The sequence below is a fragment of the uncultured Sphingomonas sp. genome (assembly GCF_913777625.1).
Taxonomy (GTDB): Bacteria; Pseudomonadota; Alphaproteobacteria; order Sphingomonadales; family Sphingomonadaceae; genus Sphingomonas.
The window spans coordinates 86,538-109,125 of sequence record NZ_CAJYTI010000003.1 but is presented as its reverse complement, the minus strand read 5'-3'; the positions used below and the strand labels follow the sequence as shown (position 1 = coordinate 109,125).

The following is a 22,588-nucleotide window of genomic DNA, read 5'->3' as shown; positions in this document are numbered from 1 at the left end:
ATCAGCGGCGGCAGACCTGCACCGGCCGCCCGTGACGCCATTCCTCCCAGCAGACAGGGCGATCGCGGTACCCATAGCCATGGCCACGATCCCAGCCATGATGGCGCTCGCGCTCCCAGCGATGGTGGCGTGCCCAGCGTTCGGCGCGTTCATGGCGTTCCCAGCGCCGCTCGTGATGGTCGCGATAGCCCCAGTCCTGGGCCTGGGCGGCGGTCGCGCCCGTCAAGCCGGTGGCCGCAACACTGGCGATGGCGAAAAGGTGAAGCAGTTTCATGGGCCTGTCCTCTCAAACTTTGATGGACAAACGCTAGTCGAGTCGCGGCTTCGCTAGGCTGAACCGGATCGTAGGCCCGGGTTCATCTTCATCTCATGCCGCGCGGGTCAGGGAGGCCAGCTGATCCGTGCGCGCCCGTCCATGGCGAAGTAGCGCCCGATGAAACGGGATCGGCGCACGCCCGCGCGAAAGGTCTTCGATCGCCAGCCATGCCGCGGCTTCGGCAGCACGGGCGGCGGGCTCGAGGGCGATGCGATCGAGGTCGGTGGCGAAGGGAGCAAAATAGGCGGGCTCGCCCATCGTCTCGCGCCAGTGGGCCAGCGCCGTGTCGAGGCTCCAGCCATGCAGATGGATGCCCAGATCGGCCAATGCGCGCTCGATGCGGAACAGCCGCCAATGACAATAGCCGAGTTCGCCGTGCGGATCGCCGCGATACAGGCCTGCCGAGGCAGCGCGCTGCTCGGCATAGATCGCCCAGCCCTCGACGAAGGACGCGGCATAGTCGATCCGCAGCGGATGCGGGGCGGCCCGTGTTTCGAGCGGCAACTGCACCATATGGCCGGGCAGCAACTCGTGATGGACCACGGCCGGCAAGGTCCAGCGCGGGCGGCGGCGGATGTCCTTGAGATCGACGATGTAGCGGCCGGGACGTTCGCGATCGGGTACCGTGCGATAGCCCTGCTTGCCCGCTGCCGCTTCCGCGGCCGGCATGCGCGCGGCGCGGGCGCTCAGGACCTCGGGCGGAAGCGGCCCGAACCATGCCGGGAGGTCCGGCAGAACGGCGGCCAGCGCCCGGTTCATGTCTGCCACGGCCGCGTCCCGGCCGGCATCATCGTCCGGATAGAGAAAGCGGGAGTCTCGCCAGAGCGCCGAATAGCGCGCGCCGACGCTGCCATGTCGCTGGCCGATTTGCGCGAACAGCCGGTCGGCACGGGCAAGGGTACGCGCCTGCTCGCGCACCAGTCGCTCGTGAAGGCGGGCGGGCAGGATGTCGTCCCCGGTCGTCCGCCGCAGGAGGAGCGCGAAATAGTCTTCGCCACCGGGCAGATGCGAGACGCCGACACGTGGTGCGTCGCTCGCCTGTGCGCGCAGTATCGCCGCCTGGTCGGCCAGCGCCGCAGCGCGGGAGTCCTGCGCCGCCGCCTGGGCGGTTTCGACCGCCGCAATCGTCCGGCCAAGCAGGTCGGCGGGCAGGCGAACGCCGCGGGCGGCATCGGCACGCAGCGCCTCGGTTTCGCGCAGCACCGTCTCGGCGGGGGCGTCGGCCTTCGCCCAGGCGCCGCTGCCCGGCGTGACCAGATAGGGGCTGCGGCCCGCGCGACCGAACGGAAAGCGCCGGCCCAGCTCGACATCGATCGCCAGTCCGGACCGCGCCGTCAACAGGTCGAGCCGCAGCGGCAGCGGGAGTGTCGCCGGGTCGAAGCCGGAAAGCTGTGCAAGCGCGCCTGCCCGATCCTGTACTGCATGCTCCAGCACGGCGCGTAGCCGCTCTTCGGTGGATGTTTCGGCGGCGCGAACAGGACGTGGCAGGGCCATCGCGGCGGCGCACCCGGCAAGCAGCGAGCGGCGGGAAAGCTCGTTCATGCAGGCAGTTATGCGCGATGTTCGCCCCCCGATCGAGGGGGGTGGTTAAAAGAGTACTGTGCAGTACGATTTTGGCTTGACGTTGCGGAACGCTGGCCTAAATAGCGGTGCATACCGAAACGACCCGTGCGCTTTTGCAAGCTCGGGTTCAGGCAACCGGGATATACCGGTACTTGCTGCCAGTAGTCGCAGGGGGACCTGGTGGCGGTGGCAGGCAGGTTGGATTGAATTGGCGGAACGGCCAGTGCCGTGCGCATACTCGCGCGCGACCAGGGGAGGCCTGCATCCGCCGGTGTACAGGGAGTGCAGGTGATGGCGTATCTCGATCTTTCCAAATTCCGCGGTGAAGCGGTAGCTGCGCCGGCCATGGTCGATGCGTCCACCACCTTGTCGGCGCTCGAATGGCAGGTCGTCGGGATCGCGCAAGGCGACCGCCTGTCCTCGCTGGAGGCGCCGGGCCGCTGGTCCAAATTCGTCGCGCTGTTCTTCGGCCGTGAAAGCGCCAGCCCGCGCCTCGCCGATCCGCGCCTTGAGGCGCTGCGCCGCGTCGCGGTTCACGCCTGGCACAAGGGCGAGGCGATCCCCGCGCACGAACTAGCCGGCTTTCACGCAGCGGGTTTCTCCCTCGCGCAGCTTCAGCTGCTGCTGGCGCAGGTCGCACGCAAGGCCATCGCCTGATCGGCGGGCGCGCCGGATGCGCGCTCCGCCGTCGTTGATCGAGCTTACTGCTTTTTTTCTTGATTTTCGCTGTCGCTGTCGCGGTTGACGCGCGACGTCATGCCGGTGGCAGCCGCATCGGCTTCGGTCTGTTCGCGATCGCTGAACGGCGTCGGCTTTGCAGTCGGCTCCGGCGCGGGCAGGGCGTTCGCCGGCTCGACGGCAGCCGGTTCCTGGGTCGAGACGTTCACGTCCGCCGGCGTCTCCGGCACGGTGATCTCGGTAACGTTGGCGTCGGGCGCCGCCGGGCCGTCATCCTTGCCGCCACAGGCTGCCAGGGTCAGACCGGCACCGGCCAGGATCGCGAGAGTACGCAGTTTCATGGGTGTTTCCTTCGAATAAGGGGTCAGGAGGCGCTGGAGGCGCTGACGGCGGCGCGCGCCTCGATCTTCTCGGCGAGCAGCTTGTCCCAGCTATAGGGATCATCGCGGAAATTCATCGCGCCGTCCGCGCCCGCAAATGCCGTCCAGTAGAGCAGATAGACTGCGACCTGGTCCGCTTCGGGCAGGCGCACGCGGACCGTCTTGGTGCCTTCCAGCTGCGCGGCGATCGCATCGGGCTGCCAGTTCGGATCGTTCTTCAGCAGCATCTCGGCCAGCGGACCGGGCTTTTCCAGCCGCACGCAGCCATGGCTGTCCAGCCGGTTATAGCTGTTGAAGCCCGACTGCACCGGCGTGTCGTGCAGATACACGGCATAGGGATTGTCGAAATCGAACTTGTAGCGGCCAAGCGCGCTCTTCGCGCCCGATTCCTGCTGCAGGCGGCGGTCGGGACCGGTGCCGATGATGCGGTAGCCGTGCGCCTTCAGATAGGCCTCGCCCTTGGGCCAGAGCTCCTTCGCGGCGATGCCGGTGGGCACGTTCCACGGCGGATTGAGGACGATCGAGTGGATGCGCGACTGGAGCATCGGCGTTTCATGGCCGGGCTTGCCGGTCACCGCTTTCATCGACGCGATCGGGCTGTCGCCTTCGAACACCGTCATCACGGCGGCGGCGATGTTCACCTGGATGCGCTTTGCAGGCAGTTCCTGCGGGAGCCAGCGCCACCGCTCCATGTTCGCCATGATCTGGCGGACGCGCTCCTCCGTCGGCACGTTGAGTGCGGCCAGCGTGCCGGTGGAGACTACGCCGGTGGGGCGCAGGCCATAGCGGCGCTGGGCACGAACCACGGCGTCCTGCAGGTCCTGATCGAACATGTCGCCGCTCGAAGCGACCTTCTTGTCCTCGACCGCCAGTCGCTTGCGCAGCGCGCGGACGCGGGCGCCGCTCGCGCCCTTGGCCAGGTCCGGGCCGGCCGCGAGCTTCGGCCAGCCGCCGCTCGTCAGGATGGCGCGATAGGCGACCAGGCCCTTTTCCAGCCCGTCATAGCCGGCATAGGGCGGGGGCAGCGATCGCATCCAGACGGCGATCCGGTCGCGCTTCACCGCATCGATGAAGCCGGGCAGGGGATCGAAGGCGGCGGGGCGGAGGCCCCAGTCGTTGATGAAGTCGCTGCTGTCGAGACGCCCGGAATGCACCGCGCGGGCATAGTCGAGCGCGGCGCGGACCAGCCCGTCGCTGTCGTTGGGCAGGGTGACCGTGCTGGTCATCCGGCGCAGGCCCTGGGCCAGGCTCGCATCGGGCAGTAGCTGGCGCAGCTCGGCCATCTGCTTGGTGCTCAGCGTCGGCAGCGGCAGCACCGGCGCCACCACCGGTGGCGGCGTTATCTGCGGCTGTGCCGGCGCGGCCTGCGTCACGGGCCTTGCCGCGGGAGCGGCAACCGGGGTCTGGGCCTGCGGCGCGCGCGGAGCGGGCGTCTGCGTCTGGGCGGGCTTGCTCGCCTGCGTCGCGGCTGGGGTCTGTTTCGGCGCCGGGATCAATCGAAATTGCGCAGCAGCCGGAGACGCAATCGACCCCGCGAGCGCCAGCGCCATCATTCCCCCGCCGCCGAGCACCTTCATCCGGATCGCCTTCTTCATCTCGTCCACGCGCAATACTCCACTCGTCGCGTCATTTACCAACGCTACCGCCTATAGGCGAGCCATGCCCTTGGATGCGAGTGCGAAAACCCGGCCCCTGCTTGACTTTTGCCAACGTTGTCGGGAAGCGTCGCGCCCGATTTATACGCTACAGGCAGGAGGGGATCGCTTGAGCACCGCACGTTCGACGCAGACCACGCTGGCATTCGCCGCGGTAACAACGCTGTTCTTGGCCTGGGGGTTCATCACCTCGCTGGTAGATCCGCTGGTGGCGGCGGTGAAGGGCATCTTCACGCTCACCAATCTGCAGGCCCAGGCGAGTGCCTTCGCCTTCTTCTTCGCCTATTTCGTCGTCTCGCTGCCGGCGGCCGCGCTGGTCTCGCGGCTCAAGGCGGTGCCGTCGATCCTGCTGGCGCTGTGCACCATGGCAGTCGCCTGCCTGATCATGCTGACCGCGGCCAACCTCGCCAATTACTGGCTGGTGCTGCTCGGCCTGTTCGTGCTGGCCAGCGGCATCACCGTGCTGCAGGTTGCCGCCAACCCGCTGGCGGCGGCGCTGGGCGATCCCAAGGGCAGCCATTTCCGGCTGGTGCTCAGCCAGACCTTCAACTCCTTCGGCACGTTCCTCGGTCCGCTGCTCGGCGCGCATCTGTTCCTGAAGGGCGTCGAGGTGAAGTCCGGCGCCGTGGTCGATGCAGGCGTTCGGTCGCAGGCGCTGGCGGGCATCGATACTGCCTATTTGTGGATCTGCGGGCTGATCCTAGCGCTGGCCGTGTTCTTCTTCCTCAGCCGCCGTGTCGTGACCGATGCCGCCCCCAAGCAGGCCGCCGCACCGGGTCTGCTCGATGCCTTTTCGTCGCGCTGGGCGCTGTTCGGTGCGCTCGGCATCTTCCTTTATGTCGGTGCCGAGGTTTCGATCGGTACGCAGATGGCGCTGTTCCTCAACGACAACAGCATCTGGGGCCAGTCCGACGCGCCGTTCGGGGTGCCGCTGCTCGGCACGCTGATGGGCAGCGACGGCGTCCACGGCGTCTCGCTGCAGGAGGCCGGCAAGGCCGTCGCCTTCTACTGGGGCGGCGCGATGGTCGGCCGTGCGCTCGGCTCGCTGCTGCTCACCCGCGTGCGTGCCGACAAGCTGCTCGCGCTGTTCACCGTGATCGCGGCCGCAATGTGCCTCTATGTCGTGGCGGTGGGCGGCGTGACCGCCGGCTTCGTCGCGCTGTCGATCGGCCTGTTCAACTCGATCATGTTCCCGGTGATCTTCACGCTGACGCTCGAGCGTTCGGCGGCGAGCGAGGAGGCGACCTCGGGCCTGCTCTGCACCGCGATCGTCGGCGGCGCGCTGCTGCCGCTGCTCGTCGGCAAGGTGGCCGATCTGCACGGCTATGCCTTCGCCCTGATCGTGCCCGCGCTCTGCTACGTCGTGCTGTGCGGCTTCGCCATCGCGGCGGGGCGTTCGCGTCCGATGCGCGTGAGCGGGGGCGCCTCGCTCCATTGAGGGCAGGGGCCGAGCGGGTTTGACGCTTTCGCGACGTTGCGCCACGCTCGGTCCTGCCAAAACAACAGCTTCTCCAGGAGATTCGGGATGTCCGTCCGTCGCCGCTCGCTGCTCGCCGGCGCCCTTGCGCTTCCCCTCGTCGCCCGCGCACAGACGCAGGAAAGCTATGAGCAGCGCAAGGATCGGCTGTTGCACGAGGACTTCCCCGAACTCAGCCGCTACGCTGCGGACAATGCCCGGATCCTTGCCTCGGGCGAGAAGGTGAACATCGTCTTCATGGGCGATTCGATCACCGAGGGCTGGAAGGGCAAACGGCCCGGTTTCTTCACCCCCGGCCGCGTCGGTCGCGGCATCAGCGGCCAGACTACCCCGCAGATGGTCCTGCGCATGATGGCGGACGTGGTGCATCTGAAGCCCCGCTTCGTCCACATCATGGCGGGCACCAACGACATCGCCGGCAACACCGGCAAGATGACGCGCGAACAAAGCTACGACAATTTCCGCATGATGGCGCAGATCGCCAGGGCGAACGGCATCGGCGTGATCCTCGCCTCGGTGCCGCCGGCGGACCATTTCCCGTGGCGTCCCGGCCTCGACGTGGTCGGGCCGATCCGCGCAATCAACGCCTGGCTGCAGGGCTACGCCAAGTCCGAGCGGCTGACCTGGGTGGACTATACCCCCGTGCTCGGCGACGCGAAGGGCGCGATGAAGCCGGGTTTCGCTTCCGATGGCGTGCATCCGACCGAAGCCGGCTATGATGCCATGGCGACGGTGATCGAGCCGATCCTCAAGGCCCGCCACGCGTGAAGGCGCTGCTCGGCTCGGTCGCGCTGCTGGTCGCGGCTCCGGCCGCCGGGCAGACGCTGGAGGTGGTGTCGCCGGATGGTACCAACCGCATCGTCGTGGCGCTCGATCGCCAGGGCACGCCGAACTACCTCGTCCAGCGGCGCGGCGAGATGATCCTCGCGCCGTCGCCGATCGCGCTGGATCTCGATCGCGACATGCTCGGCTGGGGCATGGCGATCACCGGCAGCGAGGCGACGAGTGCCGACACGCGCTACAAGATCGTGCTCGGCAAGGCGGACGAGGGCCGCGACCACTATAACCAGCGGATCGTCCACCTGCAGGAGCGTGGCGGTGCCAAGCGGCGGATGGACCTGGTGCTGCGCGCCTATGACGATGGCGTGGCGTTCCGCACCGTGGTTCCTGTGCAGGCTGCTACGGCGGCCGCGATCGTCCGCTATGAGCGCACCGGCTTCTATTTTCCGCAGGCGTGGAAATGCTGGGGCTTCAATGTCGGCCATTTCGGCTCGAGCCACGAGGGCGAGTTCGATCCCGTCGACACCAATAGGCTGCGCGACCACAATCTGTTCGACCTGCCCTTCGCCTGCGAAACGGGCAAGGGCGCCTTCGCGCTGACCGAGGCGGACCTGATCGACTTCGCCGGCATGTACCTCACCGGGCGCGGCGATGGCGGGCCTGGCTTGCAGATCAAGCTCTCCCCCTCGCTCGACGATCCGCGCATCGCGGTCCACACCCGCATCGGCAGCCCGATCGTGACACCGTGGCGCGTCGTGATGCTGGCCGACCAACTCGGCAAGCTCCACGAGTCGACGCTGCTGACGAACCTCTCCAGCCCGAGCCGGATCGAGGATACCAGCTGGATCAAGCCGGGCCTGACCAGCTGGGACTGGTGGAACGGGCCCGTGATCGCGAAGCTGCCCGGACAGCGCACCACGACCGCGGTGGCCAAGGCGTTCATCGACTTCGCCGCCGAGAACGGCTTTCCCTACACGATGATCGACGAGGGCTGGTATGCCGGTGCCGGCGGCGGCGGGGTGCGCCGCCCGGGCGTCGACATCACCAAATGGTCCGACGCGATCAACCTGCAGGACGTCGCCGACTATGCGCGCACCAGGAAGGTGCGGCTGTGGCTTTGGGCGCACTGGCAGGCGCTCGACGAGCAGATGGAAGACGCGCTCGCGCTCTACGAGAAGCTCGGCATCGCCGGAATCAAGATCGACTTCATGGACCGCGACGACCAGTGGATGGTCAACTGGTACCAGAAGCTGCTGGGGGCGGCCGCGCGGCACCATCTGATGGTCGACCTGCACGGCGCCTTCCCGCCGCGCGGCCTCACCCGCACCTGGCCGAACTTCGTGACCCAGGAAGGCGTGATGGGCGCCGAGTATAACAAGTGGAGCCGGCGGGCGACCGCTGGCAGCAACGTGATGCTGGCCTATACGCGCGGGTTGCTTGGCCCGATGGACTATACGCCGGGCGGCTTCCGCAACGTCGCGCCTGCCGACTTTCAAATTCGCAACGATTTGCCCTTCGTCCAGACGACGCGGGCGCATGGGCTGGCGATGTACGTCGTCTATCTTTCGCCGCTGGCTGCGGTAGCGGACAGTCCCGACACCTATGCCGCGAGCCCCGCCGGGTTCGACTTCATCAAGGCGGTGCCGGCAAGCTGGGACGAGACACGCTTCCTCGCCGGCGAGACCGGTCAGTACATCGTGCTGGCGCGACGCAAGGGGAAGCGCTGGTATCTCGGCGCGATGAACAACGAGACGGCGCGCATCGTGACCGTGCCACTCGGCTTTCTCGGCTCGCGCGGCGGCGAGGCGCGGATCTGGACCGACGGGGGTGCCCCCGATGCGGTGCAGCTGGAAACCCGCCGCGCGGCTGCGCAGGATCGACTTACCCTCAATCTCGCGGCGACAGGCGGTGCCGTGGCGATCCTCGAAGAGCGCTGAGCCGGGCAGGGTTGCCCAGATTCCGCCGCAATTCGCCGCTGCTTCTCCTCTGCTCGTCGGGCGGTTCGCGAAAGTTAACAGTGGGTTCATGACCTGACGGGTCTTTTCGGCCGATGTTTGTTGCAACGCAGCGCCCGGAAACCCCGAAGGGGAATGCCATGCCGTTTCTGAAGAGCCCGGCAAGGTTCCTGCTCCATTATGTCACGCGGCGGCCGCTCGCCTTCGTGCTGCTTGCCGCGCTCGTGGTCGGAGGCGCTTCGAGCGCCGTCGGCGTGCAATATGCGATGAAGCTGCTAATCGACTCGATGACGAACGCCGCGCCGTCCCATGCTGCGGTCTATTTCGCGCTTGCGGCATTCGTCGGGCTGGTGGCGCTGGAGAACGGTCTGGTCCGCGGCGCCGCAATGTTGTTGTGCAACATCACCGTGGCGAGCGGCGTCCGCATCCGGCTGGACATGTTCCACTATCTGACCGGCCATCATATCGGTTTCTTCCAGAACCAGCGCGGCGGTTCGCTAGGCCACCGGGTGGGTGCGCTCACCGGCTCGTTCGCGGCGCTTACCCACCGCATCCTGATGGAGATCACGCCGCCGCTGATCGCCTTTGGCGGCGCGCTGCTGATCTTCCTCGCCATCGACTGGCGCATGGCCGTTGCCATCACCGGCATCTTCGTCGCGGCCAGTTCGGGGCTGGTGTTCCTCGGCACGCGTGGCGACAAATATCACAAGGCCTTTGCCCGTGCCGCCAGCGAGAGCGGCGGCGAGATGGTCGACCTCGTCAGCAACATCGCCGCGATCAAGTCGTTCGGCGCCCGCGCCCGCGAGTCGGAGCGGCTGCGCGGCTTCTTCGAGACCGAGGCAGCGGCGCAGAAGCGCGGCTGGATGTTCGTCGAGCGGATCCGCGTACTGCACGACGTGGCGCTGGTCGTGCTGGTCGGCGGTGCATTGCTGTGGGCGGTCCAGCGCTGGATTGCGGGCGGCATCACCGCCGGCGACGTGGTCGTCGTGAGCGCGATGACCTTCCGCATGCTCAACGGCTCGCGCGACCTTGCCATGGCGCTGATCGATACGAGTCAGCAGTTCAGCTATCTGCGCGAGACGTTGGAGATCGTCGGCGCGCCCCACGCGCTTGAAGACGCCGAGGATGCACGTCCGCTCAAGGCGACGCAGGGCGAGGTTCGGATCGAAGGCGTGACCTTCGGGCATCATCCTGGCCGTCCGGTGCTGCACGATCTCTCGCTCGCCGTTGCGCCGGGGCAGAAGATCGGCATCGTCGGTCCTTCGGGCGCCGGCAAGTCGACGATCCTCCAGCTGGTTCAGCGCCTGCACGATCCGCAGGCCGGCCGCGTGTTGATCGATGGCCAACCGATCGAGCAGGTGACGCAGGACAGTCTCCACCAGGCCGTCGCCGTGGTGCCGCAGGAGGTGCTGCTGTTCCATCGCTCCATCCTGGAGAATATCCGCTTCGCTCGGCCCGATGCGAGCGACGCGGAGGTTCGCACCGCGGCCGAGGCTGCGCACTGCGCCGGCTTCATCGCGCTGCTGCCGCAGGGGTACGACACGGTGGTCGGCGAACGCGGCACCAATCTCTCGGGCGGCCAGCGCCAGCGGATCGGCATCGCCCGCGCGTTTCTGAGCAAGGCGCCGATCGTGTTGCTCGACGAGGCTACCTCGGCGCTGGACACCGGCTCGGAGATCGAGGTGCAGCAGGCGCTCGATGCGCTGATGGCGCACCGCACGGTGCTGGCCGTGGCGCACCGCCTTTCGACGGTCGTCGGCTTTGACCGGGTGATCGTCGTCGAGCACGGCTGCATCGTGGAGGACGGCGCACCGCTCAAGCTGTTGCGGGCGGGAGGGGCGTTCCAGCGGCTCTGGTCGCTTCAGGCCGAGGGACTCGATGCCCCGACCGAGCGTCGCGAGCTGCCGCGCTTCGTCGCCGGCACCGCCCGGCGCATGTTCGGCCTCAGCCCGCGTCCGGCACTGCGACTGGTCGAAAGACAGGTGGCGGGGTGAGGCCGAAACGCTCCGCTCCCGAGCATTATCGGCAGCAACGCCGCCGGAACGGACGGGGTCGCCGTCGCAACACCTGGGCATTAGTCGCTACACCGTTGGCGGGGAAGAGGATCGCCAACGCGCTGCGGCGTCAACGGTGCCGCGTTCCAAATCGGAGGAGAGGATAGTGACTCAGGCAATCATTCAATATGCGTTCGATCCCAATTACGTGCTGGGCGTGCAGAATGTGCAGGCCGGCTCGCCGATCGTGATCCTGCAGCAGTCGAAGGTGACCAATCCTTCGCTGATCCTGTGGGATGTGAACGTCTTCAACCAGTATATCACTCTGGTTGCCAGCCAGACCAGCCCGACGCCGCTCGTGCTGACGGCGCCTTCTGCCGCCGCGCAGACGCAACTCGTCGTCAACAATCGCCAGATCGCCAACGACCTGCAGAAATGGAATTTCTACGGGCAGCAGGGCTTCATCTCGTCGGTCGGGGCGCCTGGGATGGTCGTCGACAACAAGAATAGGGTACTGCAGACGGGCAACCCCGTTTGGCTCTTCCCGAACAACGGCTCGCCGGCGCAGCAATGGATTCAGTTCCCGGTCACCCTGAAGGCGCTCGAGGAAGACCTCGCGGAGCTCGAAGGCGCGTAATTGCCGGCGTCGTGACGGCCCTCGTGCGGTCGTCGCGTTGGCAGCCGCACATGGGCTGAAAACGGAAAACGGCGCCACCGCACAAGCGGAGGCGCCGTTTCTCGTTACGCTGCCGGGGCCGAAGCCCCGAACGCCAGGCTCAGCGCTGGCTGACGGGCACGTAGTCGCGCTGGGTCGGGCCGGTGTAGAGCTGGCGCGGACGGCCGATCTTCTGCTCGGGGTCCGAGATCATCTCGTTCCACTGCGCCACCCAGCCGACGGTGCGGGCCAGCGCGAACAGCGCGGTGAACATCGTGGTCGGGAAACCGATCGCCGACAGGATCACGCCCGAATAGAAGTCGACGTTCGGGAACAGCTTCTTCTCGACGAAGTAATCGTCCTTGAGTGCCATTTCCTCGAGCTGCAGCGCCACTTCGAACACGGGGTCCGAAACGTTGAGCGCGGCGAACACTTCGCGAACGGTCTTCTGCATGACCGTGGCGCGCGGATCGTAGTTCTTGTACACGCGGTGGCCGAAGCCCATCAGGCGGAACGGATCGTTCTTGTCCTTCGCGCGGGCGATGAACTCGGGGATTCGCTCCGGACGGCCGATTTCCTGCAGCATGTTGAGTGCGGCCTCGTTCGCGCCGCCATGCGCCGGGCCCCACAGGCAGGCGATGCCCGCCGCGATGCAGGCGAACGGATTGGCGCCCGACGAACCGGCGAGGCGCACGGTCGAGGTCGAGGCGTTCTGCTCGTGATCGGCATGGAGGATGAAGATGCGGTCGAGCGCCTTCTCCACCACCGGGTTCACTTCATATTCCTCGGCCGGAACGCCAAAGGTCATGCGCAGGAAGTTGCCGGTGTAGCTCAGCTCGTTCTTCGGATAGAGGAACGGCTGGCCGACGCTGTACTTGTACGCCATCGCCGCGATCGTCGGCATCTTGGCGATCAGGCGGTGCGACGCGATCATGCGCTGCTGCGGATCGGTGATGTCGGTCGAATCGTGGTAGAAGGCCGAGAGCGCGCCGACAACGCCGCACATCACCGCCATCGGGTGCGCATCGCGACGGAAGCCACGATAGAAGGTCGCCAGCTGCTCGTGCAGCATGGTGTGGCGAGTGATGGTGCTTTCGAACTTGGTGAGTTCGTCCTGCGTCGGCAGCTCACCGTTGAGCAGCAGATACGAGACTTCCATGAAGCTCGACTGCTCGGCCAGCTGGCCGATCGGATAGCCGCGGTGGAGCAGGACGCCCTGATCGCCGTCGATGAAGGTCAGGCCCGATTCGCAGCTCGCGGTCGAGGTGAAACCCGGATCGTAGGTGAAGGCGCCGGTCTGCGCATAGAGCTTGCGGATATCGACGACGTCCGGCCCGGTGCTGCCCTTCAGGACCGGATATTCGACGTCTTTCCCCGCAACATGCAGTTTGGCGGTCTCGCTCATATAGTCGTCCTTTCCTTCGACCCGTTTTCAGGCGGGCGTACGCATCTGATCTGCGATGCGGGCGAGGCTTTCCTCGCGCCCCAGCAACGCCAGGACATCGAAGATACCCGGGGAAGTTCGGCGTCCGGTTAACGCCGCACGCAGCGGCTGCGCCAGGTTGCCGAGCTTCACGCCCGCGTCGTCGGCGACGGTGCGTACCGCCGCTTCGAGCGCCTCCGTATCCCACGTTGCCAATCCGTCAAGCGCGGTGTGCAACCGGGCGAGCAGGGTGCGTGCATCGCCCTCTAGCAGAGCGGCCGCGCTCTCGTCCATTTCGAGTGGGCGAGTGCGAAAAAGAAAGCCTGCGCCATCCGCAAGTTCGAGGAGATTCGCGGCGCGCGGCTTCAGTGCGGCCATGCTGCGGCGCAGAAGGTCGGCTTGCGAGTCGCTCGGTTCGAACGGCAGCCGCGCGGCGACGAGACCGGCGAGGCGATCGTCTTCCGACTGACGGATATAGTGACCGTTCAGGTTCTCGAGCTTCTTCAGATCGAACCGGCTTGGTGATTTGCCGACGCCTGCCAGATCGAACCATTCGATCGCCTGCTCCCGGCTGATGATCTCGTCATCGCCATGCCCCCAGCCGAGGCGGAGGAGATAGTTGGATACCGCCTCGGGCAGCAGGCCCAGTTCGTCGCGATACGCGTCGACGCCAAGCGCGCCGTGGCGCTTGGAGAGCTTGGCACCGTCCGCGCCGTGGATCAGCGGGATATGGGCGTATTCCGGCTCGTCCCAGCCCATCGCACGGTAGATCGGCAACTGGCGGAAGGCGTTGTTGAGATGGTCGTCGCCGCGGATCACATGGGTCACGCCCATGTCGTTGTCGTCGACCACCACGGCGAGCATATAGGTGGGCGTGCCGTCCGAGCGCAGCAGCACGAGATCGTCGATCTCGGCATTCTGCACGGTCACCTCACCCTGGACATGATCGCGGATCGTCACCGCACCCTCGGTCGGTGCCTTGAGGCGGACGACGTGCGGGATCGCGGGATCGCCATCGGTGCGGTCGCGCCAGGGCGAGCGGATGCGCAGCGGCTTCTTGGCGGCTTCCGCCTCGGCACGCATCGCGGCGAGCTCGTCCTGGGTCAGGTAGCAGCGATAGGCCGCGCCGCGCGCGATCATTTCGTTGGCCACTTCGGCATGCCGAGCGGCGCGGGCGAACTGGTACACCTCGTCCCCGTCCCAATCGAGCCCGAGCCAGCGCAGGCCGTCGAGGATGGCCTCGATCGCCGGCTGGGTCGAGCGCGCGCGATCGGTATCCTCGATGCGCAGTAGGAACTTGCCGCCATGGTGGCGGGCGAACAGCAGGTTGAACAGCGCGGTGCGCGCCCCGCCGATATGGAGGAAGCCGGTCGGCGAGGGGGCGAAGCGCGTGACGACGGGCTTGGCGGGGGTGGTTTCTTGTGTTGCGCTCAAGCGCGCATGCTCCCAGTCTGTTGTCTCGATGGCCAGTTCAGCCGCCGCGGCCCCTAGCACGGGGTTTCCGGGCCTTCAAATGGGGGCGGGGAGGGGATTCCCCAAGGGGAGGCACGCGATCGAGCGCTGGCTGGAGGCGGAGCGGGGGCAGTTGCCGCTGTGGCTGCCGGTGGCGTTCGGCGCCGGCATCACCGCCTGGTTCGTGCTGGATGATGCACGGCAGTGGATCGGATTCCTCGTGGCAGCGCTGGGCGTGGCGGCGGTAGGCGTGGTGGTGCCCGGCCGATCGGGGCGTGCGCTGCTGGTGCTCGGCCTGTTGCTGGCGGCGGGGTGCGGCGCGATCTGGTGGCGGGCCGAAAGCGGTTCCGCGCCGGTACTTGCGCGCCCCGCGATCATGACGTTCGAGGCGGAGGTGCTGCGCGTCGACAGCCTCTCCGCGCGCGGGCTGGTGCGCCTGGTGCTGGCGCCCGTTGCGCGGACCGACCTGCCGCCGCGGGTGCGGGTGAATGTCGACATGGGCGCGGCGCCCGCCGACATCGGCGTCGGCGCGCGGGTGGCGCTGCGGGCCCGCCTGCTGCCGCCGCCCGGGCCCTCGGTGCCGGGCGCCTATGACTTCCGCCGAGTCGCCTGGTTCGACGGCATCGGCGCGACCGGCAAGGCGCTGGATCCGGTGACATTGCGCCGTCCGCCGCCCAACGCCGGGCAGGATCTGCGTGCGGCGCTTTCCGCGCATATCGAGGCTAAGCTGCCCGGCAGCGCCGGCGGCATCGCCAGTGCGTTGGCGACCGGCGACGAGGGCGCGATCGCCGAGGAGGACAGCGAGGCGATGCGGCGCGCGGGGCTGGCGCATCTGCTCTCGGTCAGCGGCCTCCACGTCACCGCCGTCACAGGCGCTGCGATGCTGGTGGTGCTGCGGCTGCTGGCGCTGAGTTCCTGGCTGGCGCTGCGGGTGCGGCTCCCATTGGTAGCGGCGGGTGCGGGTGCGCTGGCGGCGATCGGCTATACCTGGCTCACCGGCGGGCAGGTGCCGACGATCCGATCCTGTGCCGCCGCGCTGCTGGTGCTGGTGGCGCTCAGCTTGGGGCGCGAGGCGCTGACGCTGCGGCTGGTCGCGGCGGGCGCGATGGTGGTGCTGCTGCTCTGGCCCGAGTCGCTGGCGGGCCCCAGCTTCCAGCTGAGCTTCACCGCCGTCGCGGCAATCGTCGCGCTGCACGAGAGCCCGCGCATGCACCGCTGGTTCGAGGCGCGCGAGGAGGGGCTCGCGCGGCGGATCGCGCGCGAGGCGGGATCGCTGCTGCTCACCGGCATCCTGGTCGAGCTGGCGCTGATGCCGATCGGGCTGTTTCATTTCCACAAGGGCGGCGTGTACGGCGCGGTCGCCAATATCGCCGCGATCCCGCTGACCACCTTCGTGGTGATGCCCCTGGAGGCGCTGGCGCTGGTTGCCGACCTGGTTGGGGCGGGCGCGCCCTTCTGGTGGCTGACCGGCAAGGCGATGGCACTGCTGCTATGGATCGCGCACGCGGCGGCGAGCGCTCCCGGATCGGTCGCCGCGCTACCGGTGATGCCGGCAGGGGCATTCGCGCTGATGGTACTGGGCGGACTTTGGCTGGGGCTGTGGCGGACGCGCATCCGTATGGCGGGGCTGGTACCGCTGGCCGCGGGAGCGGTGTGGGCGCTGGTCACGCCCGGCCCCGACCTGCTGGTAACCGGAGACGGCCGCCATGTCGCGCTGCGGATGGCCGACGGCAGCTTCGCGCTGCTGCGCGATCGTGCCGGCGATTTCACCCGGCAGGTGCTGGGCGAGAATGGCGGGGTGGAGCCCGATGCGCTCGCAGCGCTCGACGACCGGCCGGATGCGCGGTGCAGCGCGGACCTTTGCCTGGCGGAGATCGACTGGCACGGCCGCCGCTGGCGAGTGGCTGCCACCCGCAGCGCCTATCCCGTCGTGTGGCAGGACCTGGTCGCGGTCTGCGCCGCCAGCGACGTGGTGGTGAGCGATCGCCGCTTGCCGCGCGGCTGCCGGCCCCGTTGGCTGCGGCTCGATCGGACGGCGCTGGCCCAGACCGGCGGCGTCGCAATCACCTTTGCGCGCGGCACTGTCCGCACGGTGCGCGGGGCGGGGCGCCATCCATGGCTTGACCCGCCCACCGTCCAGCCGCCATCCACGGCGGCGAAGGGAGATCGACGATGATCCGGATTCTGCTTGCAACCTCGGCACTTGGCCTGGCTTCGCCGGGGATGGCGCAAGGCACCGACTGGGCCAAGGTCCGCACCGAGTGGAACCAGCCCATGGCGCCGTTCCGCATCCTCGGCAATGTCCATTATGTCGGCACCGCGGGCATTTCCGCCTATCTGATCACGAGCCCGCAAGGGCATATCCTGATCGACGGCGGCATGCCCGAAAGCGCGTCGCTGATTGCCGCCAATATCGAGAAGCTGGGCTTCAAGCTGACCGACGTGAAGATCCTGCTGATCAACCACGCGCACTGGGACCATGACGGCGGCCTTGCCGAACTCAAGCGCCGCACCGGCGCGCGGCTGCTGGCGAGCGCGGGCGATACCGCCGCGCTGGAGGCGGGCCGCGCGGACTATCGGCCCGATATTTCCATCTCGGCACCGCCGGTGAAGGTCGACGCGCAGTTGAAGGACGGCGAGGAAATCCGGCTCGGCACCAATACGCTGGTCGCGCACCTCACGCCGGGACACACCAAGGGCTGCACCAGCTTCACGATGCAGGTCCCCTCGGGGGGCGACAGCCTCACCGTTTTGTTCGCCTGCAGCCTGACGGTGGCCGACCAGCCATTGACCCCGGGCCATGGCTATGACGCTGCGGCCGCCGATTTTCGTGCCACCTTCGCCAAGCTGCGCGCGACCCAGGCGGATGTGTTCCTGAGCTTCCATGCAGAGCAGTTCGATCTCCCCGCCAAGCGCGCCAAACAGCTTGGTGGTGACACGCAGGCATTCGTGGACCCGGCGGAACTGGCACGCCGGCTGGATGCGGCGCAGAAGGCGTTCGACGTCGAACTACGGCGACAGCAAGGGCGCTAAGCCACGCCCGGGGGCCGCCCAGGCACTGCGCGGTCGAGCAACCATGCGGAGGACAGGCGCCCGAGCGGGCTCATTTGCCCGTTGCGGTCGTCATCTCCCGATCCTTGGCTTTCAGGATATCGCGAACGATCCTGCCCTGCGTGGTCGACGCAAGGGCATTTGCCTCCCCAGCGTACAGGCCGTGCAGATAGCCACGGTCGAACGCGGTCAATTCCGGCGGCGCGTTTCGTGTCGCGCCGTCGAAGAGGGTGAGGATCGTTTCTCTGCCGCTGGTCCGTCGGGGCCGCGCGCCGGCCAGCGCGCGCATGGCAATATAGTCCGCAATCTGCACCGGAGTCTTGCCGATCAGCGCCTTGCGCTCGACCAGCACGATAGATGCCAGCGCGTCCTGGCGAACCGACGAAACGAGGCGGGAGGCGACGGAGACCCTTAGAACGCCGTTGGAATCGATGCGATTTCCGTCGCTGCTTCGCGTCTCGATGTTGCTCCAGGCGCGCACAGGCCCGCGTTCGTCGACGATCTCGCGTATCTCGGAAGGCGAGCGATAGCCGAATACCCACCATCGGCGCTTTACCAGCGTGTCGATCTCGCCCTCGATACCGTCCACGAACAAAATCACGACGTTTGGCCTGCAACCGTCGCCCGCAAGCTTGATACCGGCCTGGTCGGCATCGGCTGCCAGCCGATCGCCGATATCGACAAGCGTCTGGCGGTCGAGACCCTTGCTTCCGAAGCACACCGACTCGAAAAAGCGCGGCAACGGCTCATTCGCCATCGTCGGAGGCGTGATGGCGCGGGCCAGCGAGCGGATCTCGTCCTTGGGCGGCAGCGGGCGGCCGGTGACGATGATCGGGTCGCCGGGCACCGCGGGATGTTCCTTGACAAGCGATGGTGCGCTGGCGGGCGGTTCGGCCTGCTGCGCCAGCGCAAGTCCTGGCAGCCCCAGGCCGATAAGTACCGCCAACCAGGATCCCCGCATCGCTAGTCCTCCACACGTGCGACGTCACCGCTATTTGCCACAAGCCCGTGCACCAGGGAAGAAGTAGGCCCGGGTGGCGACGCGGGGGACGCGTCGTCCGACAGTGCGGGAACCGGCCCGCGCGCGGCCGCAGCAGCAGCTCTACGGCGTCGAGGATTTTATGGAGGCCGCTGCATTGCCCGCCCGGCACGTACACTCCCGCGACGGCAGGAGCCCGATCGGCATTGCCTGTTGAACGCCGCGAGCGATCGTTCCCCAGGGACAGCCGAGGGACGCACGATTTTTCTTCCCTCGCGCGCCTTGCAAGCCCAAGTTCGCGCCTCGGCAGTGGTGGGGAAGGGGCAGACGATTGCGGATAAGGGCATGGTGGGGCATGTCGGCGCTGCTGGCGGCGCCAGGCGCGGCCCAGGCACAGAAGGAACTGTCGCCACCCGCAGCGGTCGCGCCCGCTGGAGCGACCCCGCTCGATCCGCTCATCGTCACGGGCCGAGCCGCCCCCGTTCGCATGCGCGTCGAAGCCCTGCAACGCGCGGTCACCCCGCGCACCGCATCGGACGAGCCCTTGCCGCGCTTCGGCGACCCCATCTGCTTCGCGGCGGCAGGGCTCGACCGTGGAACCCTAGAACAGCTCGGCGGCAGGCTAGTGGAGGATGCGGCACAAGCCGGGATCACGCTCGCGGGCCCCGGTTGTCGTCCGAACGTCACGCTGGTGTTCGTCGAAGATGTCGATGCCGCTTTTTCGCGCCTTCGTCAGCGCGACCCCTTGCGCTTCGGGTATCGAACGCGGGAAGAGATCGATGCGATCGGCCAGCAGGGTGGCCCGGTCCGCGCCTGGCGCATCATCGAGACCCGCAGCCGCGACGGGGATCGGATCGGCGCGAACGTCGCCTCGGGCAGCTTCAGCGCTACGCTGGCAGTTACCACTGCGTCGCACCTGTTTGCAGCGATCCGGCGTGATATCCTCGCGTCCGTGATATTGATCGAGCGCACCGCCATCATCGGCAAGACTCCGGTGCAGATCGCAGACTATGTCGCCATGCGGGCACTAGGCGACGCCAACCCCCTGCGCGGGCCGGAAGACGGCGCTACCGCCACGTCCGATACGATCCTCTTGCTGTTCGACCCGAACATCGCCGCCCCACCGCAGGAACTGACCGGCTTCGACCGTGGCTATCTGAAAGGTCTGTATAGCGGCAGCGCCAATCAGCTCGCCTCCATGCACCGGGGGGCGGATCGCCCGGACGATCCTCGCGCAACCCGAGGCCGATACCGGCCCCGGGGCAAGAACGCCGATCAGTAGCGACGCAGCAGCCCTGCCAGACGCCCCTGCACCCGCACCTGATCGGGGCGATAGCGCTGGGGCGAATAATCCCGGTTCGCAGGATCGAGCCGCACCATCGCGCCCTCCTTCCGGAAATATTTGAGCGTCGCCTCGGCCTCGTCGATCAGCGCGACGATGATTTCGCCGTCGCGCGCGGTCTCCGTGCGGCGGATCAGCGCATAGTCGCCGTCGAGAATACCGGCTTCGATCATCGAGTCGCCGGCGACTTCGAGCGCGTAATGCTCGCCCGCACCCAGCAGCGCGGCCGGCACCGGGAGCATGGTCGAGCCTTCCAGCGCCTCGATCGGCGTACCGGCGGCGATGCGGCCATGCAGCGGGATCTCCACCACGTCGTTGGCGGGCGTCGGCGGTACCGCGGCCGTTGCGGGCGCGGTGGCCTTGGCGGCCTTGGCAATGGGCTTGCGCTCGCCGCGTTCGGGCATGCGCAGCACCTCCAGCGCGCGCGCGCGGTTGGGCAGCCGACGGATGAACTCACGTTCCTCCAGCGCGCTGATCAGCCGGTGCACGCCCGACTTGGATTTCAGGTCCAGCGCCTCCTTCATCTCCTCGAACGAGGGCGACACGCCGGTCTCGGCGAGGCGGTCGGCAATGAAGCAGATCAGCTCGTGCTGCTTGCGCGTGAGCATCCAATCCTCCGGGTCCAGAACAGACTGGGAACGTTTATGCAATGTTCCGGCAGGCTGTCAAGCGATGTCGAGGATTTCCACCAGATCGGAGGTTTTAGCTGGCGGCGCATGGGGTTCGCGGACGATCAGGCAGGTGCTGCGCGCGAGGGTGCGCAGCATCGAACTGTCCTGGATCGCCGCGGCGTGAGCGCGGCCGTCGATCAGCGCCGCGCGGATATAGTCGGTGCGCGGGCCATTGGCCGGCAGCGGCTCGCCCAGTGGGACGGTGCGGCAGCGAGGGAAAGGATCGGTGGCACCGGCGCGGTGGGCGATCAGCGGCCGGGCAAACAGCAAGGCGGTGACGAACACGGATACCGGATTGCCCGGAAGGCCGAGCACGACCATGTCGCCGCGCCGGCCGGCCATCATCGGCTTGCCCGGACGCAGCGCGATCCGCCAGAAGTCGATCGTCGCCCCGGCCGCTTCCAGCGCGGGGCGTACCAGATCGTGATCCCCCACCGATGCGCCGCCGCTGGTAACGAGCAGGTCGGCCTCGACGGTGGCGAAGGCGCGGGTGAGCGTCTCCAGATCGTCGGGCAGGATGCCGAGGTCGACGATCTCCACGGGAGAGTCGCGCAATTGTGCCGCCAGCATCGTGCGGTTCGACTCGGGCAACTGGGCGGTGCCGACCGGCGCGCCGGGCGGCACCAGCTCGTTGCCCGTCGCAGCGATCGCCACGCGGACCTTGCGGCGGACCGGCAGTTCGGCGTGCCCGGCGATCGCAGCGACGGCGATCCGCGCGGGCGTAAGATGGTCGCCGGCGGCGATCAGCGTATCGCCCTCGGCGAAATCGAGGCCGCGCCGGCGGACGTTGCGTCCGGCGTGCCCGGGCCCCTCGCCGGCGAGCTGCAGCGCCGCGCCGTCGCGTGCGGCTTCCTCCTGGATCAGTACGGTGTCGGCCCCGGCCGGGATCGGTGCGCCGGTGAAGATGCGCACCGCGTCGCCCGCGCCTACCGCCCCAGCAACGACGGCGCCGGCAGCGCTTTCCCCGATCACCCGCCAGGGGCCGGGCAGGTCGGCGAAGCGGATCGCATACCCGTCCATCGCCGAGAGATCCTGGTCCGGCTGGCTACGCCGCGCGACCACCGGCGCGGCGGCCCAGCGACCGACGGCTTGGGCCAGCGGGACAAGCTCGATCGGTGTAGGGCCGGCGAGCGCGAGCAATCGCGCCTGTGCCTCGGCAATGGGAAGGAGCGCCATCTCCCCCGCTTGGGCTGACGGGGGCGCCGATGCAAGCGGGTTCAGCCGGCGCGTCGGCTGGCGGTGAGGGTCCGAAGGTCGGTATCGCGGAGCGGCATGCGGAATTCGCCCAGGGTACGGCCGTTGCGCGCGGTGAGCACGCGCACCGGGCCACCGCCGATTTCGGGCAATGCCACCCACACACCGGTGCCGGGCGGGAAGCTCTGCCGCGCCTCGAACTCCACCTGCTGGGCGGTAAGCGCATGGATGCGGCAGTTCCACCAGCGTGCGCCTTCGCGAACGCGGCCGGGCAAGTCGAGCCGCAGCGCCAGCTTGTCCTGCAGCAGGCCATCGGGCTCGGGGCCGCCAGGCGCGGCAGGCGGAGCTTGCTGGATCTCGCGCAGCCAGGGAAAAAGGATCTGCCAGCCCAGTTCCTCGGCGAAGACGATGCCGGCGGTTTCGCCCGAGACCCAGCGAACGCAGCCCTCCAGCGGACGCAGCCCGTCGAAGGTGAGCTGCACGGCCTCGCCCGGGGCGAGCGACCGCGCTTCGACGCCGACGCCGCCTTGCGAAATGTCGCGGGTGCGAACCTGCTCCACGTCGGCCCCGCGGTGGATGCCGACGGTCTGGCGCAGTTCGATGCGGGGCAGGCGGCGACGTTCGGCGCTGGCGCGTGCGAGGTTGCGCGCGACCAGACCCAGGATGTCGACCGGCGCGTCGAACAACAGCCCGGCTTCGGCGCCATCGGACCAGAGCGTGCGACCGATCAGCGGCGGCGCGCCGGCGACCTGCAACTGCGCCGGCACCTGCTCGGCCAGTTCGCCCTCGACGCGCAGCCGCGCTCCGGCCCGCCCGATCCAGCGGATGCCGCACGCGAGCGTCTGGCCGTTCAGCGCGAGACGCGCCGTATCGAGGCCGTCCGCTGCCTCCGCCCCCGGCAGCCGGGGGGACGGCAGATCGTGCGTCAGGCTGAAAATCGTCGCGGACGTATGCCCCGAATCCATATTGTTGTCCCGTCCGAAGGCGGGAACCATGCCGGGGCGCGACTGAAGCGCCGGTTAA

Annotated in this window: 19 protein-coding genes; 9 read left to right on the top strand and 10 right to left on the bottom strand. The window is 68.1% G+C overall.

Features of this window, described 5'->3' with window-relative positions:
- Position 1 precedes the first annotated feature (1 nt).
- Positions 2 to 274, bottom strand: coding sequence for a hypothetical protein (locus QZ814_RS01910; RefSeq protein WP_294329374.1), 273 nt, complete (start codon positions 272 to 274; stop codon positions 2 to 4).
- Positions 275 to 367: 93 nt separating this feature from the next.
- Positions 368 to 1,858 carry a DUF885 family protein gene (locus tag QZ814_RS01905; RefSeq protein WP_294329373.1) on the bottom strand — a complete coding sequence of 497 codons (1,491 nt, stop codon included), beginning with the start codon at positions 1,856 to 1,858 and terminating at the stop codon, positions 368 to 370.
- Between the two features lie 312 nt (positions 1,859 to 2,170).
- Between QZ814_RS01905 and QZ814_RS01900 the strand changes: the two genes are divergently transcribed.
- Positions 2,171 to 2,536, top strand: coding sequence for a hypothetical protein (locus QZ814_RS01900; protein WP_294329371.1), 366 nt, complete (start codon positions 2,171 to 2,173; stop codon positions 2,534 to 2,536).
- Positions 2,537 to 2,580: 44 nt separating this feature from the next.
- Here QZ814_RS01900 and QZ814_RS01895 read toward each other — a convergent pair whose 3' ends face one another.
- Both QZ814_RS01895 and QZ814_RS01890 read right to left on the bottom strand, forming a co-directional pair.
- Positions 2,581 to 2,898 (bottom strand): hypothetical protein, encoded by a 318-nt coding sequence (locus QZ814_RS01895; protein WP_294329370.1) that lies wholly within the window; start codon positions 2,896 to 2,898, stop codon positions 2,581 to 2,583.
- Positions 2,899 to 2,921: 23 nt separating this feature from the next.
- Positions 2,922 to 4,532 (bottom strand): L,D-transpeptidase family protein, encoded by a 1,611-nt coding sequence (locus QZ814_RS01890; RefSeq protein ID WP_294329419.1) that lies wholly within the window; start codon positions 4,530 to 4,532, stop codon positions 2,922 to 2,924.
- A gap of 169 nt (positions 4,533 to 4,701) precedes the next feature.
- On the opposite strand from QZ814_RS01890, the gene QZ814_RS01885 reads away from it, so the two are divergent.
- The 5 genes from QZ814_RS01885 to QZ814_RS01865 all read left to right on the top strand — a co-directional run bounded on the left by QZ814_RS01885 (position 4,702) and on the right by QZ814_RS01865 (position 11,435).
- Complete coding sequence (locus QZ814_RS01885) at positions 4,702 to 6,030, top strand: MFS transporter (RefSeq protein WP_294329369.1); 1,329 nt, start codon at positions 4,702 to 4,704, stop codon at positions 6,028 to 6,030.
- A gap of 87 nt (positions 6,031 to 6,117) precedes the next feature.
- A complete protein-coding gene (locus QZ814_RS01880; RefSeq protein ID WP_294329368.1) occupies positions 6,118 to 6,837 on the top strand; it encodes a GDSL-type esterase/lipase family protein in 720 nt (239 codons plus the stop codon).
- The gene (locus QZ814_RS01875; RefSeq protein ID WP_294329367.1) at positions 6,834 to 8,786 is read left to right on the top strand and encodes a glycoside hydrolase family 97 protein; all 1,953 of its coding nucleotides are present in this window, start codon (positions 6,834 to 6,836) and stop codon (positions 8,784 to 8,786) included. Before QZ814_RS01880 ends, QZ814_RS01875 begins: the two co-directional genes overlap by 4 nt.
- Positions 8,787 to 8,944: 158 nt before the next feature.
- On the top strand, positions 8,945 to 10,798 hold the full coding sequence (locus QZ814_RS01870) for an ABC transporter ATP-binding protein (protein ID WP_294329366.1): 1,854 nt from the start codon (positions 8,945 to 8,947) through the stop codon (positions 10,796 to 10,798).
- A 166-nt stretch (positions 10,799 to 10,964) separates the two neighbouring features.
- The gene (locus tag QZ814_RS01865; RefSeq protein ID WP_294329365.1) at positions 10,965 to 11,435 is read left to right on the top strand and encodes a hypothetical protein; all 471 of its coding nucleotides are present in this window, start codon (positions 10,965 to 10,967) and stop codon (positions 11,433 to 11,435) included.
- A gap of 139 nt (positions 11,436 to 11,574) precedes the next feature.
- Here the strand turns inward: QZ814_RS01865 and QZ814_RS01860 are convergent, their stop codons facing one another.
- Entirely contained in the window at positions 11,575 to 12,858 is a 1,284-nt protein-coding gene (locus QZ814_RS01860) for a citrate synthase (protein WP_294329364.1), read from the bottom strand.
- 27 nt (positions 12,859 to 12,885) lie between these two features.
- On the bottom strand, positions 12,886 to 14,310 hold the full coding sequence (gene gltX, locus QZ814_RS01855) for a glutamate--tRNA ligase (RefSeq protein ID WP_294329363.1): 1,425 nt from the start codon (positions 14,308 to 14,310) through the stop codon (positions 12,886 to 12,888).
- A 79-nt stretch (positions 14,311 to 14,389) separates the two neighbouring features.
- Here gltX and QZ814_RS01850 point away from each other — a divergent pair, with 79 nt between their 5' ends.
- Positions 14,390 to 16,504: a ComEC/Rec2 family competence protein gene (locus QZ814_RS01850; RefSeq protein ID WP_294329362.1), complete on the top strand. Its 2,115-nt coding sequence runs from the start codon at positions 14,390 to 14,392 to the stop codon at positions 16,502 to 16,504.
- Positions 16,501 to 17,361, top strand: coding sequence for a subclass B3 metallo-beta-lactamase (gene bla, locus QZ814_RS01845; protein WP_294329361.1), 861 nt, complete (start codon positions 16,501 to 16,503; stop codon positions 17,359 to 17,361). Before QZ814_RS01850 ends, bla begins: the two co-directional genes overlap by 4 nt.
- A 70-nt stretch (positions 17,362 to 17,431) precedes the next feature.
- On the opposite strand, the gene QZ814_RS01840 is transcribed toward bla, so the two are convergent.
- Complete coding sequence (locus QZ814_RS01840; RefSeq protein ID WP_294329360.1) at positions 17,432 to 18,325, bottom strand: hypothetical protein; 894 nt, start codon at positions 18,323 to 18,325, stop codon at positions 17,432 to 17,434.
- Positions 18,326 to 18,713: 388 nt separating this feature from the next.
- Here QZ814_RS01840 and QZ814_RS01835 point away from each other — a divergent pair, with 388 nt between their 5' ends.
- On the top strand, positions 18,714 to 19,640 hold the full coding sequence (locus QZ814_RS01835) for a hypothetical protein (protein WP_294329358.1): 927 nt from the start codon (positions 18,714 to 18,716) through the stop codon (positions 19,638 to 19,640).
- On the opposite strand, the gene lexA is transcribed toward QZ814_RS01835, so the two are convergent.
- Genes lexA through QZ814_RS01820 form a run of 3 tightly spaced genes read right to left on the bottom strand, consistent with a single transcriptional unit; the run spans position 19,634 to position 22,530 of the window.
- A complete protein-coding gene (gene lexA / locus QZ814_RS01830) occupies positions 19,634 to 20,308 on the bottom strand; it encodes a transcriptional repressor LexA (protein WP_294329357.1) in 675 nt (224 codons plus the stop codon). The two genes, QZ814_RS01835 and lexA, sit on opposite strands and share 7 nt — an antisense overlap.
- Positions 20,309 to 20,365: 57 nt before the next feature.
- Positions 20,366 to 21,547: a molybdopterin molybdotransferase MoeA gene (locus tag QZ814_RS01825; protein ID WP_294329355.1), complete on the bottom strand. Its 1,182-nt coding sequence runs from the start codon at positions 21,545 to 21,547 to the stop codon at positions 20,366 to 20,368.
- Positions 21,548 to 21,588: 41 nt separating this feature from the next.
- On the bottom strand, positions 21,589 to 22,530 hold the full coding sequence (locus QZ814_RS01820) for a PilZ domain-containing protein (protein WP_294329354.1): 942 nt from the start codon (positions 22,528 to 22,530) through the stop codon (positions 21,589 to 21,591).
- Positions 22,531 to 22,588 lie beyond the last annotated feature (58 nt).